A 15,558-nucleotide genomic window follows, 5' to 3' on the forward strand; every position below is an offset into this window, starting at 1 on the left:
GTGGCAAGCGACATCCGGTCCCGCGGCTCGCTCACCCCGGCCAACGGGTACCATGGTGCCTGGAAAATTTGGGTTGGGGGAACGGACGATGTGTGGATTCGCGGGCGAACTTCGCCTGGCCGGACTGGAAGGCGACGAGAACGAGCGGCGCGACGTTTTGCGCGCCATGGGCCGGCAACTGGCTCGCCGCGGACCGGATGACGAACAATTCCATGACGACGGTTATCTGTCCCTGGTCTTCCGCCGTTTGTCGGTGATCGACGTGGAGGGTGGCCGCCAGCCGCTCTGGAATGAAGAGCGCAACCTGCTGGTCACGGTCAATGGCGAGATCTACAACCATGCGGATATCCGCAGCAGACTGCGCGACCGGCACCGCTTCGCCAGCCAATCCGATGCCGAGGCGGCCGTCCATCTGTTCGAAGAAAGGGGCGAGGCCATGCTGGATGAACTCAACGGCATGTTTGCCCTGCTGGTTTGGGACACCCGTCGCCGCCGGCTGTTGCTGGCTCGCGACCGATTGGGCATCAAGCCGTTGTTCTACGCCCGGGTTGGCGACCGCCTGTTGTTCGCTTCCGAGCTCAAAGCGCTGCTGGCCCATCCGGACTGCCCTCGGGAATTCGATTGGCGCGACGTCGAAGGAAGTGACAGCATGTCGTGCTCCAACCCCACTTATATCCGCGGAGTCGAGGGGCTGCCGGGCGGCCACTGCCTGGTCATGGGCGAGGGAGAATGCGCGGAGCCGCGTTGCTGGTGGCGCATCGAGGAACACTTCCCCGGGCCGGGCGACGTTGCGCGCCGAAGCTCGGACTGGATCGACACCTACGGTGAACTGTTGCACGACAGCGTGCACCGGCACCTGATGAGCGACGTGCCGGTCGGGCTGTTTCTGAGCGGTGGTATCGACTCTACCCTGCTGGCGGCGCTCGCCGCGGACGGAGGCCGGGACCTGCATTGCTTCACGGTGGTCGAGGACAGCACGCTCGACGCCGGCGATGTTGAACAGGCCGAGCGCGCCGCAAGGCACCTGGGTTTCGCCTATCACCCGGTGCGTTACGATCCGGCCGGGCTGCTCGATCGGCTCGATTTCAATCTGGGCGCATTCGAGTATCTGGTGTGGGCGCTGGAGCGGCCGGCTTTCAACCTGGAGTGGCTGTTCAAGCACGAACTGCACCGCTATGTCCGGACCCGGGTACCGGAACTCAAGGTCGTTCTGCTCGGGCAGGGCGCGGATGAGTTTGCCGGCGGCTATTCGCAGTCCATGGGGCGCGAAGAGCAGACCTGGCGGATGTACCTTCAGCGCCTGCGGCCGCTGCACCGGGACCTGCGGCGCATGGATGCCGGTATTCCAACCTGGATGGGTCAGGCACTCGACGATCGCTACCCGCCACCGGCCGACGAGGCGCCCAGCGAGTTTCATCGGCAGATGGCCTTTCGCACCGCTTTCCTGCAACGCTACAACCTGTGGCACGAGGACCGCACCAGTTCGGCGCAGGGTATCGAAGCGCGCGTCCCGTTTCTCGATCACCGCCTGGTCGAACTGCTGGCCGCGGTGCCGGGGGAACAACATGCCGAGCTGTTCTTCGACAAGGCCATCATCCGTGAACAACTGGCACGCGCGGCGCCTTTTTATCCGCGCGACAAGCTCAAGGTCAGGTTCTTCGAGACCGGTCGCGGGAGGTCGATCCCGGACCTGCGCAGGAACATCGTCAGGCGCGTGTACCCGGATTTTCGGGAGAAGTACCTGTGCGGTGACAAAACCGTGTTCTCGGCCGAGCGGTTGGACCTGCATTTTCGGCACATCACCGGCAATCCGCAGGCCACGGACCAGGACGTGCGCGATCTGCTGCAGTCGATGGCCATCGCGATGTTCATGCGGATGTGCGCCAGCCTGCCCGAAACCGGTCCGCCACCCGGTCTCAACCCGCCTTCGCCGCTGCAGGCCTGGTCAGGGTGAGGTGGTCGGGGGCGGGCTGTGGAGCCGGGCGAAGGCCATTTCCCAGAAGTGGGTGCTCATCGTGCTGATCACGGAACCCTCCACGTTCATCAGCACCGCCAGGCCCAGACCGTGTTCGGGCGACCACGCGATGTCGGCCCGATAACCCGAAACCCAGCCGCTGTGATAGGCGATGCGCTCGTCGCCAATCTGATACACGCGCCAGCCCAGACCGTAATGCGCATCCGCCAGGAGGCGCTTCCATTCCTTGCGACGGAGGTCGCGGGGCGTGCGTACCCTGGGGGTGATCAGGGTATCGACGACGGCCGGCCGCAGCACTTCCGGCGCGGTGCCGAGCTGGGCCATCAGCCACTTGGCCAGGTCGAGCACGCTGGCATTGATGCCGGCGGCAGGCGCGACGCGGTAGTAATTGGGCAGAACCGGCACGGTACGCCAGCGGCCGTTGCGTTTTACATGCGGCAGTGCGCGGTTGCGGGTCGCCAGAAAGGCTTCATAACCCACCGATGCCGTGCGCATGTCCAGTGGCCGGAAAATTCGCTGATCAACGAGATTGGCGTAGCTGTCGGCGGCGGTGCGCTCGACCACGGTTTCGATCAGGCTGAACAGGGTGTTCTGGTAGGAATAGCAGCTGCCGGGCTCGCAGGTCGGGGCGAGCTCGGCGAAGCGGGCCCGGATTTGCGGAATGGATACCCCGTCCTCAAGCAGGTTGTCGTAAGCATGCGGCACCAGTCCGCTGCTTTGGCCCAGCAGATGTTCGACGTGGATGCGGCTGGTTTCACCCCGAATGCGAAAATCCGGCACATAATCCGTGATCGGGTCGTCCCAGCGAAAACGGCCCTCGTCGACCAATTGGGCCGCCAGCCCCGCCGCAAACGTTTTCGAGACCGATGCCAGGCGGAAGGCCGTGTCGCCGTCGACCTGCCGTTTCCGGGTGGTATCGGTATATCCGTGGGTGCCGACCCGGACGATGTGGTCGCGGGAAACGATGGCGAAGGCCGCACCCACGACGCGTTCGTCCTCTGCCTGCTGCCGGAACCAGCGGTCGTAGTCGGCCGCCAATTCCTGCTGCACCAGCCCGACCCGGTCCGATTGGGACTCCGCCCGCAGCGTGGAACTGCTGGCGAACGAGAATGCAACGATCAGCGCGGCCAGCAATCCGGACGGTGGGGATAATCCCGATCTGAGCCAGCGGAACCTCACACGTCAGTCGCTCCCGGGCCGTGCCGGTCTTCGTCAGGGGTTTGCAGCCAATGGACTGCTGCCTGCACGGCGCTTCGACGGTCGTCGAAGCGTTCCGAGTCCCGCACCGCGCTCAGTGCGCCGAGACGGCCGAGCAGCCGCGCCACCGGATAGGTCATGCCAACCACGATCACGTGCCGGCCCGCTTCGCAGGCGCGTTGCATCACTTCTTCGAGCGCCAGCGCAGCGCTGCCATCGACCTTGGGTACGTCCAGCAGGTCCACGATCAGCACATCGTACTCGCCGACTTTGCCGAAGCGGCGAACGAGTTCATTTGCCGCCCCGAAGCTGATCGGGCCGGACATGTGCAGAAACATCAACCGGTCGCGGTGCTGGCGGTACAACGAGGCCGTCGCATCGTCGAACAGGCGTTCGTTTTCCGGGTCGTTGATGGTGCGAATCGCTGCAATTTGCACCTCCGCCATGTCCTTGACGAACACCAGGCTGGCGATCACCACGCCAACGCCAACCGCAGTCACCACGTCTACCACCACGGTCAGTATCAGCACCACGACCATCAACACGGCGTCGGTTCGGGGCGCCCGGTGCAGGCGGCGCAGGAAGCGCCAGTCGATGACGTCGATGCCCACCTTGAACAACAACCCGGCCAGCGCGGCATAGGGAATGTAGGTGACCAGCGGGCCCAGGCCCAGCGCGATCCCCACCAGCAGGCCCGCGTGCACGATGCCGGACAGCGCGGTACGGCCGCCGGCCTGGATATTGGCCAGAGTCCGGATGGTGGCGCCCGCCCCGGGGATACCACCGAGCACGCCGGCGATCAGGTTGCCAATGCCCTGGCCGCTCAATTCCTTGTCGGAATCGTGGAACGTGCGCGTCATGTTGTCGGCCACCAGCGAAGTCAGAAGGCTGTCGATGGAACCCAGCGCTGCCAGCACCGCGGCCGCGATCAGCATGTCGTTGAATTGCGCAAAATCGATCGCCGGAATCTGCAGTTCGGGAAGCCCCGAAGGCACTTCGGCGAGCACGGGCGCGCCGGGCAGCAGCGGGACCATCAGGCTGGCCACCAGCAAAGCGAGCAAGGGGGAAGGGACCACCCGGGTCAAACGGTTGGCCGGCAGCAGGACGATGCCAAAAGCGACCAGCCCGATGATCAGCGCGTGCACATTGGGCTGCGCCAGGTCATTGGGCAGCACACTCAGCGCATTGATCACCGACGGCTGGCCCGGATAGCCCAGGAAGGGGTCCAGCTGCATGATGATCAGAATGCACCCCACACCGGTGAGGAAGCCGGATATCACCGGATACGGCATCAGGTTGACGAAGCGCCCCAGCCGCAGGTAACCAAAGAGGATCTGGAATCCACCGGTCATCATCACCACCGTGAAGGCCACGGCGGGTTGCTGCGCGAATTGCGTGAAAACCGAGGCCGCGACGATGGTCATGGGGCCGGTCGGTCCCGAAATCTGGCTCGGTGTTCCGCCGAACAGGGAAGCGAACAGCCCAACGCACGCGGCGCCCCAGAGCCCGGCCACGGGCCCCGCGCCGGAGGCCACGCCGAATGCCAGCGCCAGCGGCAAGGCGATGATGGCGGCCGTGACGCCGCCGAACAGGTCGCCGCGCAGGTGACTTAGACCGAGGCGATTCGGCCGGAACATTGACAGGCGTTTCAGCATGGAGAGGGGCTGGGGCTCAACAGGTTAGCCCGATGAGTCGAAGTTTGGCGGCCCGGTTCAGCTTCTTGATGGCGGCCTCGCGGCGACAGGCCGAGCTGCGGGTGTGGCCGTCTTCGCGGAAAGCGATATCGAGGGGCCGGCGGCCGTTGAAGTAGCGGGCGCCGCGACGTCCACCCTGGGCCCGGTTCCGGTGTTCGGCGAGCCGACGTTCCGGGTCCGTCGTGACCCCCGTGTACAGCGAACCGTCATCGCAGCGGATGATGTAAACCGTCCAGTCCATGACTGTTGTTGTGAGAGCGCCCCGGGTTCGTGCCTGCCTTACCGGTTAATGTAACCGATTGGAGACCCGATTTGGAAAATTTTCCGGAAAAACGCCGGCGCGCCATGGTTGCGCCGGCATGTTTTTCCCCTGGGCTTACCGCTTTCCGCGCGCGGGCAGAACCGGGCAACGGAAGTCCGCTTCCAGCATCCGGGAGATGGACACGTCACCGGCCAGGTAGGCTTCCAGAACTTCTTCCTCGGAGGTCAGCAGGTACGGCTCGATGCCGGCGGTCCACATGACCACGTGCACGGCCCACAGCCCGCCGTGATAGTCCTTGTCGCCCGGGGCGACGGCGCTGACCGCGAGCTGGTCTTCCACGCCACCCACGATTGGGTAGATATTGTCCCTGCCGCCCATCGGAGTCGCGGCAGGGACGCCGAAAGTCCGATAGACCTCACCGTCCGCGTAGAGCGAGCCGAAGCCACCCGGTGGATCGGCGAGGACGTTGCCGGTGAAGGTGAGTGCCGTGATCAGAAAAATGGCGATGAGTTGTTTCATTTGAATCTCCAGTTGTCTCAGTGTTGGATACGGACAGGTCTCCCTGCCCCCGCCGAATACAGAAGATACGGACTGAAGTTCACAAAAGAATCACGGCGGGCCGGGAAATTGGACTGCCGGTACCAAAACGCGCGTGCCGGGCTGAAAATCCGCGTATCGGTGGTTTGATTCCACCCCGGCCACCCCATCCATTGCAACCTGGCTTTGAGCTTCGTCTGGAGCCCAGGTCCACATGTAGGGGATGGGACGGTTCAGCCCTGGAATGGTTCGCCGACATCCCGTACGCCAGTTCGCTCGGTTCTGTGCTTGCGCAAAGTTTTTACTCTGACCTTAACAAGGTCTAATCAGTGGAAGGCGTTCCCCTCCAAATCGAGTATAAGTAGAAAATGTCAGGAGTTTCTTTCTAATTATTGACTTTGTCAGCTTTTCTTTTCATACTCCTAACATAGGAGGTAGAAATGACCGACGGACCCTTTAAGAATTTGCCACTGGATCGCCGCTCAAAGCGGTTCGCCGAGGCCGTTCAGAACGAGGCCGTCGATCAGGAGACTCGGTGCGCTTATGCCAATGATGCGATCTTGAACGGCATCTTGCGCGAAAACCGAAAGCTGGTCTGCGCGCTGCTTCAAAAATTTGGGCAAGATGGCCAGCTCCTTCTCGATCCGAATGCTCTTATCAACGACATTTTTGAAGACTGCCCCAAATCGGAGTTTGCAGATCGCTGGCAACGGGAGGTTGATCTGCGTCTACATGAAGGGGAGCCCGCGCTGGTGGCCATTAACAGCGGACTGGAAGCAGCTTTAGAAACCGATATAAATGAGTTTCGAACTCGTATTCACGAGGCCGGTCTCGAAGCGCAAAAAGAGCGTGGCATGCGCAAAGCTCAATTTGAGCAGCTTATTGAAGGCTGCAATCGTGCCCTTGAGGGCGTCGACCGTACTCGCATCATCGAAGCCCTCCGTGCAGAGAACAATGACGCTTTCAAGCACGACAAGAGAAAAAGAAAAGGTCTAGATGAAGGGCCCAAACTATGAAAGATGCAAATGATGTAAACCAAATAATTGAACGAAAGCTGCATATTCTTGAAGGAGATAAGCCCCTCCCGCGCCGTCGATCAAACGGAAGCGTCTATGCGACCATAGGGTCGGACATTGAGTGTGATAAGGAAATCTTCGACAGCTATTCCTACGATGGCTGGCAGAGTATCCACCATGACCTTTTAATACTTTGCGCAGCAGTGGAGTATGCCGACAGGCGCTGGGCGCGAAGCGTGCGCCAATGGGCGCGCCGCTTTCACATAACTGTGCCAGTGATGGAGATTTCGACTTGGCAGGATAAAAATGTAGAGCGAAATCTCCGCGAAACTTTGCGACACATCACGGGAGATGAATGGCGGGTTTCCTTCGTGCGGTTCGAGGGGTCTGCAGCCGACAAGCCGCGTCAGCGTCCCCTCCCTTTCAGCCAACCCAAGGAGTTCGCTATTGCTTATAGCGAGGGCTTGGACTCCTTTTGCGTCTCCGGCTTGTATAACAAGGAGGACGACGTAGCTGTGCGTGTCCGCGTAGCCAAACATAAGCAACATCGCCGCAAAGACGAGCGTCCCTTCGACCGTCTGCCGTTCCAGGTAAGACTTGGATCAAAAAGCCATGAGTCTAGCGCCCGTTCACGCGGCTTCAAGTTTGCGGCAATCACCGCAATAGCCGCGCACCTGTCGAAGGTCAGCCGGATCATCGTACCGGAGAGCGGTCAAGGCGCTCTTGGGCCTGTTTTGCTGCCTCTGTGGAACATCTATCCCGATTACCGAAACCACCCGACCTTCTTCCGTCGAATGGAACGGTTTATCCATGCCTTGCTGGGGGTCGAGCTTCGTTATGAACAGCCGCGCCTCTGGTGCACCAAAGGAGAGACGATAGCGGACTTTCTCGCAATACCGGGAATTAAGACTGAACAGGTCATAAAGACTCGCTCTTGCTGGCAAAAAAGAGCAAATGTAGGTGTGGGGGGCAAGCGGCGCCAATGTGGTGTCTGCGCGGCCTGCCTGCTGCGACGAATGAGTCTACAAGCTGCACGGGTGGACGAGCCATCTGAAGCCTATGCCGTTGCCAACCTGAAGGCAGAGCAGTTTAGTGATGCGTTACCACAGCTAAAGAGTTTCAAAGCGACGGCGACGCTTTTCGACTACGGATATATGGGTGCGCGTCACCTGCACCAACTGGCCGAAATGTCGAATGAACTGCCCGTAGCCTTAAGACCACATGTCTTTGAGTTAGCGCAAGCTCTTGGCACATCGACGGACGAAGTTCAAAAGAATCTCCGGCACATGCTGCTCCAACATGCGGACGAATGGGCGGCATTTTTGGCTAGTCAGGGAAAACAGAGTTTCTTGGAAATTTGGACGAAAGGAGGGCGACATGGCTGATCTGAACGATCTCAGCGCACAAGAAATAGGGCGCCGTCTACGTCTCGCTCGTAAAACTGCGCAGATCCGTCAGGACGACGCGGCCAAGGTGATTGGCATGTCGCGCCCCACTCTTGTATCCATTGAAAAGGGTGATCGCCGAGTTCGTATTCAGGAACTTCAACTACTGGCCAACCATTACGGTGTATCGGTCAACGCATTGCTGAGGCGCGAGGCTGTCCACACTGATCTTGTCCCTCGCTTCCGCAAGCTGCGTGAAACTGAGGAGGATCACACGGGAGAGGCTGTAAAGCTCCTGAACGATCTTGTGAAAGCGGAAGTTGAACTCGAAAACATTTTGGGAATCGTGCGCCATAAGAACTATCCGCCTGCGAGAGTCATCGACACCGGCGATGTTCTCGCCTTGGCGGAAGTACACGCGCAAGACCTGCGGGATTGGCTAGGAATGGGTTCCGGACCAATTGCAGATATTTTCTCCTTAATGGAGTTGGATATTGGCATTCGACTTTATCAACGGCGATTATCGTCAGGCTCCAAGGTTGCGGGGCTGTTCACTTACTCGCAGGAGATCGGTGCTTGCATTCTCTTGAATGCAAATCATCCGTTGGAACGGCGCATTCAGTCTGCTGCCCATGAACTAGGCCACTTCATCGGCACGCGCCAGGCGCCAGAAGTGCTTGAAGAGAACGAGAGATTTCTTTCACGAGAAGAACGTTACGCGCATGCCTTCGGTCACGCATTCGTGACGCCAAGGACGAGCTTCGAAAACACCTTTCGCCAATTAACCGCCGGGTCTGAAAAACTCACGCGCCGACATGTCATATTGTTAGCCCATCAAAATCACATTTCCCGCGAGGCATGTGTTCGCAGACTAGAAGAACTAGGACTCGTGAAAAAGGGTATCTGGGCATGGTTTGAAGCCAATGGCGGAATCACTAATGCGCAGGCGCATGATGTTCTTGGCGGCTCAGCTATTAGGCCTGACCCTGCAAAAGACGATGCGGATCGTCCTGTATCGAACCGCATGGGGCTGATGGCGTATGCAGCCTGGAAGCGTCAACTTATGTCGGAGGGACAGCTAGCGGAGCTATTGAACATTCGGCGTGTGGAGTTGCGCGCTCTGCTCGATCAAATCGACTTGGAGGAAAGCGAGACTGATGACCTGTTCAAGCTCCCTCGCTGATGAATTGACGACGTTAGTCTTGGACACGAGTGTGCTGATCAATCTGCACGCCTGTACCGTTGGCGAGGAAATTTTAGACGCCGTACCGAATGGCGTCGTCGTTTCAGAGGTTGTCATTAGGGAGCTAAGCCATCAGACAAGCAGGAACAATGGCGAGTATGAATTTATTCAAGGCTTAGTTTCGCGTGGCAAACTCGAACCCGTGCCGCTCGACGGCAAAGGCTTTGAAATTTTTCAAGCGCTGATCAGCGGCACCGCATCCATAGGCGATGGCGAAGCAGCGACGATAGCTATTGCTGCAAGCCAAAGGTTTGTCCCCGTAATCGATGATGGAAAAGGCCGGGCTCAAGCTGAGTCCACGATAAAAAAAGCTCAACCTGCTTGGTCACTCGACCTGTTCTTGCACCCGAGAGTTCAAGCCGAATTAGCAGGTGGAAAGTATGTCGATGCAATCCATTTGGCCTTACGCGAGGGCAGAATGCGTATCGATGAAAAGCGCTGCAACGCCGTGGTGAATCTAATTGGAGTTGAGCGGGCAAAGCTTTGCGTTAGTTTGCCAGGATACAAGCAGCTACTCAGAGGCTGGGAACAGAAAAAGTGTTAGCGGCGACTTCGGCCGAAGCCGCCAGAGCGGCGGATTCGATGGGCACGTTTGGCCGCGTCCTTATGATTTGTCCCTCACAGCCGATACACGCCCTCTGCGAGGGAGATGGTTGATTTTTGATCATTTCGTACTGACGCGCAACTTTCATCGGGGTTCCATAGTTGAGCGAGCGTGCGGACGGACATGATTGTAATCCAGTCGCCCGACCACCCGAAAATCCGCGTGTCGGTGGTTTGATTCCACCCCGGCCACCCATGCCAGTTCAATCTGTCCTTGAGTTGCGTCAGGAAAGCAGGGCCGCATTGCTCGGAATTGTGCCGCTGAACATTGGAATGGTTGATCCACATCCTGCGCGCCCGTTCGCTTGGTTCGGTGCTCGCCCGAAGGGTCAACTTTGTCCCCAAAATCGAGGAGTCGACACGTTTAGGATCCTCAGAGTCTCGCCGTAATTTCCTCCAACTTCCTCAGACTTGACGTTGCGTCTATGCCTTGAATCTCTTCATCAACCCAGGGTGACAAGAACGTGAGTTCCCGTGGGCTCTGAAGCCGCCACCAGGACTGCGTGTAGCGATGTCCAAAGAAAAACGGGTCGTAGTCGCGAACCATGATGTCACATTTCGTGAAGACTTCCCGCTCCTTGGGGTAGAGCTCCCGAATCAGGAGCAGTTTGACCGCATCGAGAAAACCGTTGAGTTGCAGTTTTTCAGACATCGTGAGCTGTCCCGGCTTCACTTTAGGACACGGCAGGAAAGGCGATTTTCGTGCTTAAGCCAGCCTGCGCCTTCGGCCGCGGTGTCGAAGGGTGCCGGGTTGTCAGTCGCTGCGGCGCTTCTCACGGCGCCGCAGCGCCCGGATGGAGACGACCAGGATGCCGGACAGAACCAGGGCGCCGCCCGCCAGCAACCGCCATCCCGGCCGGTCGCCCCACACCACGATGCCGAAGATGACGGCCAGTACGGGGGCGAGCAGGATGTAGGGCATGACGGCCGATACCGGGTGCCGCTGAACCAGGTAGAAGAACAGGCCGTGGCCGAGGATGGACGCGAACACCGTCGTGTACACCACGGCGCCCCAGTCCAGCGGGCCTGCGCTCAGTACCATCGCGACCCGGTGATCGTCGAACAAAAGCGAACCCAAAATCAGTGGTGGCAGGGAAATGGCCGCCGTCCAGGCCTGGAAGTTGAGCACGCCCAGCCCGCGCAGACCGCGCATCAGCACCGACCCCAGTGATTGGAAAAAAGCCGCCAGCAAGGCGATGCCGACCACGTCCACCTGCTCGAAAATCAACGGGTCCAGGCTCAGCATGGCAACACCCGCGAAGGACACGCCAATGGCAACCCCCGTGCGCCAGCCGACCCGCTCGCCCAGCAGGGCGATCGCCATCAGCACGGTCATCGGTACATAGGTCTGCAGGGTGATGGCCACCGAGGTGACGTCGGCGGAACGGCCCATCGCCCAGAACAGGAAGCCGAAATGCAGGGCACCGGTGCTGAGGCATACGGCCACCAGTCGGGGCCACTGGCCTGTCGGTGGCAGTTTCAAAAAGGGCAGCAGCAGACCCAGCAGCAGCGAAAAGCGCAGCACCGTGAAGACGTACGGTGAAAAGTGGGTCATGCCCTGGGCCACGGCGATGAAATTAAAGCCCCACGCAACACAGACTATCAATACCAGGATGAGGTCGCGAGCAGGCATGGGGGAACCGGGGTGAATCGGGCAGACGCCAGCATGGCGCGCAGCATCGCTGGAGTCAAACCCGCAGGCGGTGTTCGTGCGACTCGGCGCCCCGCCACCGGCCCGCCGTTGTGCTTCGTCTCAGCCCTGGAGTTCAGGCGGCAGCGGCGGTGGGCAGATCGAACTCGAAACGGGTGCCCTGGTTCAATGCGCTGGTGACCGTGATCCGGCTGCCGTGAAGGTCGAGAATCCGCTTGACGATGGCCAGTCCCAGTCCCGCCGACGAGTCGCCGTGCTCACCTTCGCGCCTGGCGTGAAAATAGCGGTCGAAGATATGCTCCAGGTCTTCGGTCGGGATGCCGCATCCGGTGTCGGTGACCGCGACCCGGACCGCACCGGAACGCGGCGCCAGATGGATCCGGACTTCGCCGCCGGCCGGCGTGAATTTCAGGGCATTGCGCAGCAGGTTTTCGAGCACGCGCTGCATCAAACCGATGTCCGCCTTGACCATCGCGGGTTGCTCGCCCGTATCCACTGTGAGCGTGATGCCGCGGGATTCGGCGTCGAGTTCGAATTCCTGGCTGACATCGTGCAGCAGTTCCGCCAGCGAGAAGCGCTCCAGGCTGGGCCTTACCGCGGCGGCGTCGAGCTTGGACAATTCGAACAGTTCGCCGATCAGCCGGTCGAGGTGTCGCGTGTGTTTGCGGGTGATTTCCAGGTACCGCCGTCTCTCGCCGGCATCCAGGCCTTCGTTCTTCAACAGCAGTGTGTCCACGTACCCCAGCATCGAAGCCAGCGGCGTGCGCAGATCGTGTGACACGTTGCCGATCAATTCCCGGCGCAGGCGGTCCGTTTGTTTGAGGTCTTCGAATTGTTCGCCAATCTTGTCCGCCATGCGGCGGAAAGCGGAGCCGAGCTGTCCGATTTCGTCGTCGGTATCGTCGGTTTGAATGACGGTGTCGGGATCGAAATCCGAGGCCGTGAAACGCCGTACGTCACGGGTCAGCCGGGTCAGGCGCCGGGTCAGCAGACTGAAGACCAGCAGGCCGGCCAGGAAGGCGGCGATGACGATGGCCACGATGGCGCCCAGGCTGATCTTCTGCACGTAGCTGCCGCGAATCGAACTGGCCAGTTCATCGTACTTCTGACCACCCAGGATGGCGTATAGGTAGCCCTGCACCGCGCCGCTGTCGACCACTTCGGCCGCCGAGAAAACCTTGTTCCGGTTGAGATTGCGCGGGTCGGTGCCGCGAAACGGCATATCCACCTCTCCGGCAATGAGCCGGCGGACCGGTTCCGGGTCGATGCGCTCGGTCTGAATGCTTTCGGGGGGAAGCGTATGTCCGAGAATCCGGCCTTCGGTATCCAGCAGATACACCTCGACGGTGGGATTGACGATCATCGCCTGGCGGGCGAGCTGTTCGAGTGCCCCGGTGTTGACCACCCCGTCTTCGATAAGCTGGCTTTCACCGGCAACGTACATCGCGATCGAGCTGTTCAGACGCTGGGTGAGTTCCTCGTAATAGGTTTGCGTGCTGTACCGATCCACCAGGTAGAAACCGCCACCGGCCAGTACGATGAGGGCGAGGAAAGCGACCGACAGCCGGGCGAACAGGGTTTTCATGGGCCGGTGCGCCGCACCACCGGGGGCGGACCGCCGCGGGCAGGATGTGGGAGGGTGGTCATTTCGATCAGGCCGCGTTGGCGGCCGACGATCCGCTGTCCAGCTTGTAGCCGACACCCCAGACCGTGACCACGTATTCGGGCTCGGACGGATCCGACTCGATCTTGGCGCGCAGCCGGTTGATGTGCGAATTCACCGTGTGTTCGTAGCCGTCGTGCCCGTAGCCCCAGACCGCATCCAGCAACTGGGCGCGACTGTACACCCGGCCCGGATGGCGGGCGAAGTGCAGCAGCAGGTCGAATTCCCGCGCGGTGAGCGAGACCCCGGTACCGCCGATCGATACCTCGCGCCGTGCGGGATCAATGCGCAGCCGGCCGTGCGTGATCACCTCCTCCCCGCCGGGGTTTTCCCGCGCCAGGGAATCGACCCGCCGGAAGATCGCCTTGACCCGGGCCACCAGTTCCGAAACGCTGAACGGCTTGGTGACGTAGTCGTCCGCGCCCAGATTCAGCCCCAGCACCCGGTCCAGCTCCGCCGACTTGGAAGTCAGAATCAGGATCGGGACGAAGCGCTGATCACGCCGAAGTGCGCGGCAGATGCTCAGGCCGTCCGGCCCCGGTAGTCGCAAATCCAGGATGACCAGATCCCAATTCCGGGCGAAGGCAAGGCGCATGCCCTCATGGCCGTCGCGGGCCACCGCGACGTCGAAGTCGTTGTCGTTGAGGTGCAGTTCCACGAGAGCGGCGATGTCCGGCTCGTCTTCGACCACCAGTATTCGGCGCCGGGCCGGGTTTTGGAATCGGTTCATGCCGTGATGTCCCGTGGCAGTTGTTCCGATACTAGACCGGATTTATCACGAAACAATCACGCGAACACGCTGCCGATGGGACCTGAAGTGGCGCTTCCCGGACTTCAGCCCGCCTGCTGCCTGGTGGCCTCCAGAGCATCCAGGGCACGTTGCCGTCCGGCCCGGTGTTCGATGATGGGTTCGGGGTAGGTTTCGCCCAGTACCACACCGGCCTTCGCCAGCACCTCGTCGGGCGCCTCCCAGGGGCGGTGGATGTATTTGTCGGGGAGACCGGCCAGTTCCGGCACGAATTCACGCACGTAGTCGCCATCCGGGTCGAATTTTTCGCCCTGCCCGAACGGGTTGAAGATGCGGAAATACGGAGCGGCGTCGGCCCCCGAGCCGGCGACCCACTGCCAGCCCATGGTATTGCTGGCCAGATCGGCGTCCACCAGGGTGTCCCAGAACCAGCGCGCGCCGTCCTGCCACGGTTGCAGGAGGTGCTTGACCAGGAAGGAGGCCGCCACCATACGCACCCGGTTGTGCATCCACCCCGTTTTCCACAATTGCCGCATGCCGGCGTCGACGAACGGATAACCGGTTCGCCCCTTCTGCCAGGCCTGTAGTGCCTGCGGGTCGGGCGCCCAGGGAAAGTCCCGATATTTCTCGTACATGGGCTCGTCCGTGGTGCGGGGAAAGTGGTGCAGCAGGTGGTAGGCGAATTCCCGCCAGGCCACCTCGCTGAGAAAGGTGAAGCCACCATCGTTGTCCGCCCCGCCGGCGGCATGCACCGCGGCCCAGACCTGGCGCGGCCCGACCTGGCCGCTGTGCAGATACGGCGACAGGCGCGACGTGCCGTTCACGCCCGGCACGTCACGGCAGCGCTTGTAGGCGGTCACGCGCTCTTCGACAAAGTCTTCCAGTACGGTCCTCGCGCCTGCAGGTGACGGATCCCACGCAGCCGCGATGCCATCGTCCCACGACCGGGTCGGCAGCAGTTCCAGATCGTCCAGGGCTAGCGAGTCTGGGACGTGATCCGGCGCTTCGAGCCGGTCCGCGTCCACCGCGACCGGCGGCTCCGGTGGCAGGCCGCGCAGATGTTTCCAGAAGGGCGTGAACACCCGGAAGGGATCGCCGGACTTGTTGCACACATGCTCGGGTTCGATCAGCAGGCTTGCGTTGCCCTGCCACCAGCCCACCCCCACCTCGTCCAGAACCTCGCGGACCTGTTCATCATGCTGCACCCGGTCCGGCTCGTATACCCGCGCGCAGGCGACCGAATCCACCGGGTGGCCGGCGCCGCGCATCGATGCCACGATCGAGGTCAGGGCTTCTTCCGGAGATCCGCGGCGGATCACCAGCGGGAGTCCGAGCGCCTCGAGGTCCCCGGCCAGTCCGGCGAGCGCGTGGTACAGCCACCAGCGTGACGCGGCCCCCGGCGCCCACGCGCCGTCCTCCTCCGGAGCGTGAATGTAAACGGGCAATACTGCGGCATCACGCCGCAGAACTTCGGCGAGCACGGGGTTGTCCCGAATCCTGAGATCCTGCCGAAACCAGGCAATGATGACCTTGCTCATGATGGATCCATTCGTATGACGCGATACATCATCGCATTTTGGCAAA

Annotated in this window: 14 protein-coding genes and 1 tRNA gene; 6 read left to right on the top strand and 9 right to left on the bottom strand. The window is 61.1% G+C overall.

Features of this window, described 5'->3' with window-relative positions; genetic code table 11:
- Window positions 1–88: 88 nt before the first annotated feature.
- Window positions 89–1,954, top strand: coding sequence for an asparagine synthase (glutamine-hydrolyzing) (gene asnB, locus V3330_RS10645; protein WP_354695402.1), 1,866 nt, complete (start codon window positions 89–91; stop codon window positions 1,952–1,954).
- Here asnB and V3330_RS10650 read toward each other — a convergent pair.
- The 4 genes from V3330_RS10650 to V3330_RS10665 form a co-directional block, all read right to left on the bottom strand.
- Window positions 1,946–3,154 (bottom strand): serine hydrolase domain-containing protein, encoded by a 1,209-nt coding sequence (locus tag V3330_RS10650; RefSeq protein WP_354695403.1) that lies wholly within the window; start codon window positions 3,152–3,154, stop codon window positions 1,946–1,948. The two genes, asnB and V3330_RS10650, sit on opposite strands and share 9 nt — an antisense overlap.
- Window positions 3,151–4,827 carry a SulP family inorganic anion transporter gene (locus V3330_RS10655; RefSeq protein ID WP_354695404.1) on the bottom strand — a complete coding sequence of 559 codons (1,677 nt, stop codon included), beginning with the start codon at window positions 4,825–4,827 and terminating at the stop codon, window positions 3,151–3,153. The genes V3330_RS10650 and V3330_RS10655 overlap by 4 nt, the downstream gene beginning before the upstream one ends.
- Window positions 4,828–4,843: 16 nt before the next feature.
- Window positions 4,844–5,107 (bottom strand): GIY-YIG nuclease family protein, encoded by a 264-nt coding sequence (locus V3330_RS10660; protein ID WP_354695405.1) that lies wholly within the window; start codon window positions 5,105–5,107, stop codon window positions 4,844–4,846.
- A gap of 135 nt (window positions 5,108–5,242) precedes the next feature.
- Window positions 5,243–5,647, bottom strand: a complete 405-nt coding sequence (locus tag V3330_RS10665; protein ID WP_354695406.1) for a hypothetical protein — start codon at window positions 5,645–5,647, stop codon at window positions 5,243–5,245.
- Window positions 5,648–5,744: 97 nt separating this feature from the next.
- Here V3330_RS10665 and V3330_RS10670 point away from each other — a divergent pair.
- The 5 genes from V3330_RS10670 to V3330_RS10690 all read left to right on the top strand — a co-directional run bounded on the left by V3330_RS10670 (window position 5,745) and on the right by V3330_RS10690 (window position 9,853).
- Window positions 5,745–5,834: transfer RNA gene (locus tag V3330_RS10670), tRNA-Ser, on the top strand.
- Window positions 5,835–6,105: 271 nt separating this feature from the next.
- Window positions 6,106–6,681, top strand: coding sequence for a hypothetical protein (locus tag V3330_RS10675; RefSeq protein WP_354695407.1), 576 nt, complete (start codon window positions 6,106–6,108; stop codon window positions 6,679–6,681).
- Window positions 6,678–8,066 carry a 7-cyano-7-deazaguanine synthase gene (locus V3330_RS10680; RefSeq protein ID WP_354695408.1) on the top strand — a complete coding sequence of 463 codons (1,389 nt, stop codon included), beginning with the start codon at window positions 6,678–6,680 and terminating at the stop codon, window positions 8,064–8,066. The genes V3330_RS10675 and V3330_RS10680 overlap by 4 nt, the downstream gene beginning before the upstream one ends.
- The gene (locus tag V3330_RS10685; RefSeq protein WP_354695409.1) at window positions 8,059–9,249 is read left to right on the top strand and encodes a helix-turn-helix domain-containing protein; all 1,191 of its coding nucleotides are present in this window, start codon (window positions 8,059–8,061) and stop codon (window positions 9,247–9,249) included. Before V3330_RS10680 ends, V3330_RS10685 begins: the two co-directional genes overlap by 8 nt.
- The gene (locus tag V3330_RS10690; protein ID WP_494400657.1) at window positions 9,224–9,853 is read left to right on the top strand and encodes a PIN domain-containing protein; all 630 of its coding nucleotides are present in this window, start codon (window positions 9,224–9,226) and stop codon (window positions 9,851–9,853) included. Before V3330_RS10685 ends, V3330_RS10690 begins: the two co-directional genes overlap by 26 nt.
- A gap of 432 nt (window positions 9,854–10,285) precedes the next feature.
- On the opposite strand, the gene V3330_RS10695 is transcribed toward V3330_RS10690, so the two are convergent.
- From V3330_RS10695 to V3330_RS10715, 5 genes are all read right to left on the bottom strand, one after another.
- A complete protein-coding gene (locus V3330_RS10695) occupies window positions 10,286–10,564 on the bottom strand; it encodes a hypothetical protein (RefSeq protein WP_354695411.1) in 279 nt (92 codons plus the stop codon).
- 102 nt (window positions 10,565–10,666) lie between these two features.
- On the bottom strand, window positions 10,667–11,545 hold the full coding sequence (locus tag V3330_RS10700) for a DMT family transporter (protein WP_354695412.1): 879 nt from the start codon (window positions 11,543–11,545) through the stop codon (window positions 10,667–10,669).
- Window positions 11,546–11,678: 133 nt separating this feature from the next.
- Window positions 11,679–13,148, bottom strand: a complete 1,470-nt coding sequence (locus V3330_RS10705; protein WP_354695413.1) for a sensor histidine kinase — start codon at window positions 13,146–13,148, stop codon at window positions 11,679–11,681.
- Window positions 13,149–13,215: 67 nt separating this feature from the next.
- On the bottom strand, window positions 13,216–13,956 hold the full coding sequence (locus tag V3330_RS10710) for a response regulator transcription factor (protein ID WP_354695414.1): 741 nt from the start codon (window positions 13,954–13,956) through the stop codon (window positions 13,216–13,218).
- A gap of 104 nt (window positions 13,957–14,060) precedes the next feature.
- The gene (locus V3330_RS10715) at window positions 14,061–15,512 is read right to left on the bottom strand and encodes a cryptochrome/photolyase family protein (protein ID WP_354695415.1); all 1,452 of its coding nucleotides are present in this window, start codon (window positions 15,510–15,512) and stop codon (window positions 14,061–14,063) included.
- Window positions 15,513–15,558 lie beyond the last annotated feature (46 nt).

The sequence above is a fragment of the Elongatibacter sediminis genome (assembly GCF_037892215.1).
GTDB lineage: Bacteria > Pseudomonadota > Gammaproteobacteria > Xanthomonadales > SZUA-36 > Elongatibacter > Elongatibacter sediminis.

Coding starts and splice junctions, on each gene's coding strand:
- asnB (WP_354695402.1), top strand. CDS start 89: ATGTGTGGATTCGCGGGCGAACTTCGCCTGGCCGGACTGGAAGGCGAC.
- V3330_RS10655 (WP_354695404.1), bottom strand. CDS start 4,827: ATGCTGAAACGCCTGTCAATGTTCCGGCCGAATCGCCTCGGTCTAAGT.
- V3330_RS10660 (WP_354695405.1), bottom strand. CDS start 5,107: ATGGACTGGACGGTTTACATCATCCGCTGCGATGACGGTTCGCTGTAC.
- V3330_RS10665 (WP_354695406.1), bottom strand. CDS start 5,647: ATGAAACAACTCATCGCCATTTTTCTGATCACGGCACTCACCTTCACC.
- V3330_RS10675 (WP_354695407.1), top strand. CDS start 6,106: ATGACCGACGGACCCTTTAAGAATTTGCCACTGGATCGCCGCTCAAAG.
- V3330_RS10680 (WP_354695408.1), top strand. CDS start 6,678: ATGAAAGATGCAAATGATGTAAACCAAATAATTGAACGAAAGCTGCAT.
- V3330_RS10685 (WP_354695409.1), top strand. CDS start 8,059: ATGGCTGATCTGAACGATCTCAGCGCACAAGAAATAGGGCGCCGTCTA.
- V3330_RS10690 (WP_494400657.1), top strand. CDS start 9,224: ATGACCTGTTCAAGCTCCCTCGCTGATGAATTGACGACGTTAGTCTTG.
- V3330_RS10695 (WP_354695411.1), bottom strand. CDS start 10,564: ATGTCTGAAAAACTGCAACTCAACGGTTTTCTCGATGCGGTCAAACTG.
- V3330_RS10700 (WP_354695412.1), bottom strand. CDS start 11,545: ATGCCTGCTCGCGACCTCATCCTGGTATTGATAGTCTGTGTTGCGTGG.
- V3330_RS10705 (WP_354695413.1), bottom strand. CDS start 13,148: ATGAAAACCCTGTTCGCCCGGCTGTCGGTCGCTTTCCTCGCCCTCATC.
- V3330_RS10710 (WP_354695414.1), bottom strand. CDS start 13,956: ATGAACCGATTCCAAAACCCGGCCCGGCGCCGAATACTGGTGGTCGAA.
- V3330_RS10715 (WP_354695415.1), bottom strand. CDS start 15,512: ATGAGCAAGGTCATCATTGCCTGGTTTCGGCAGGATCTCAGGATTCGG.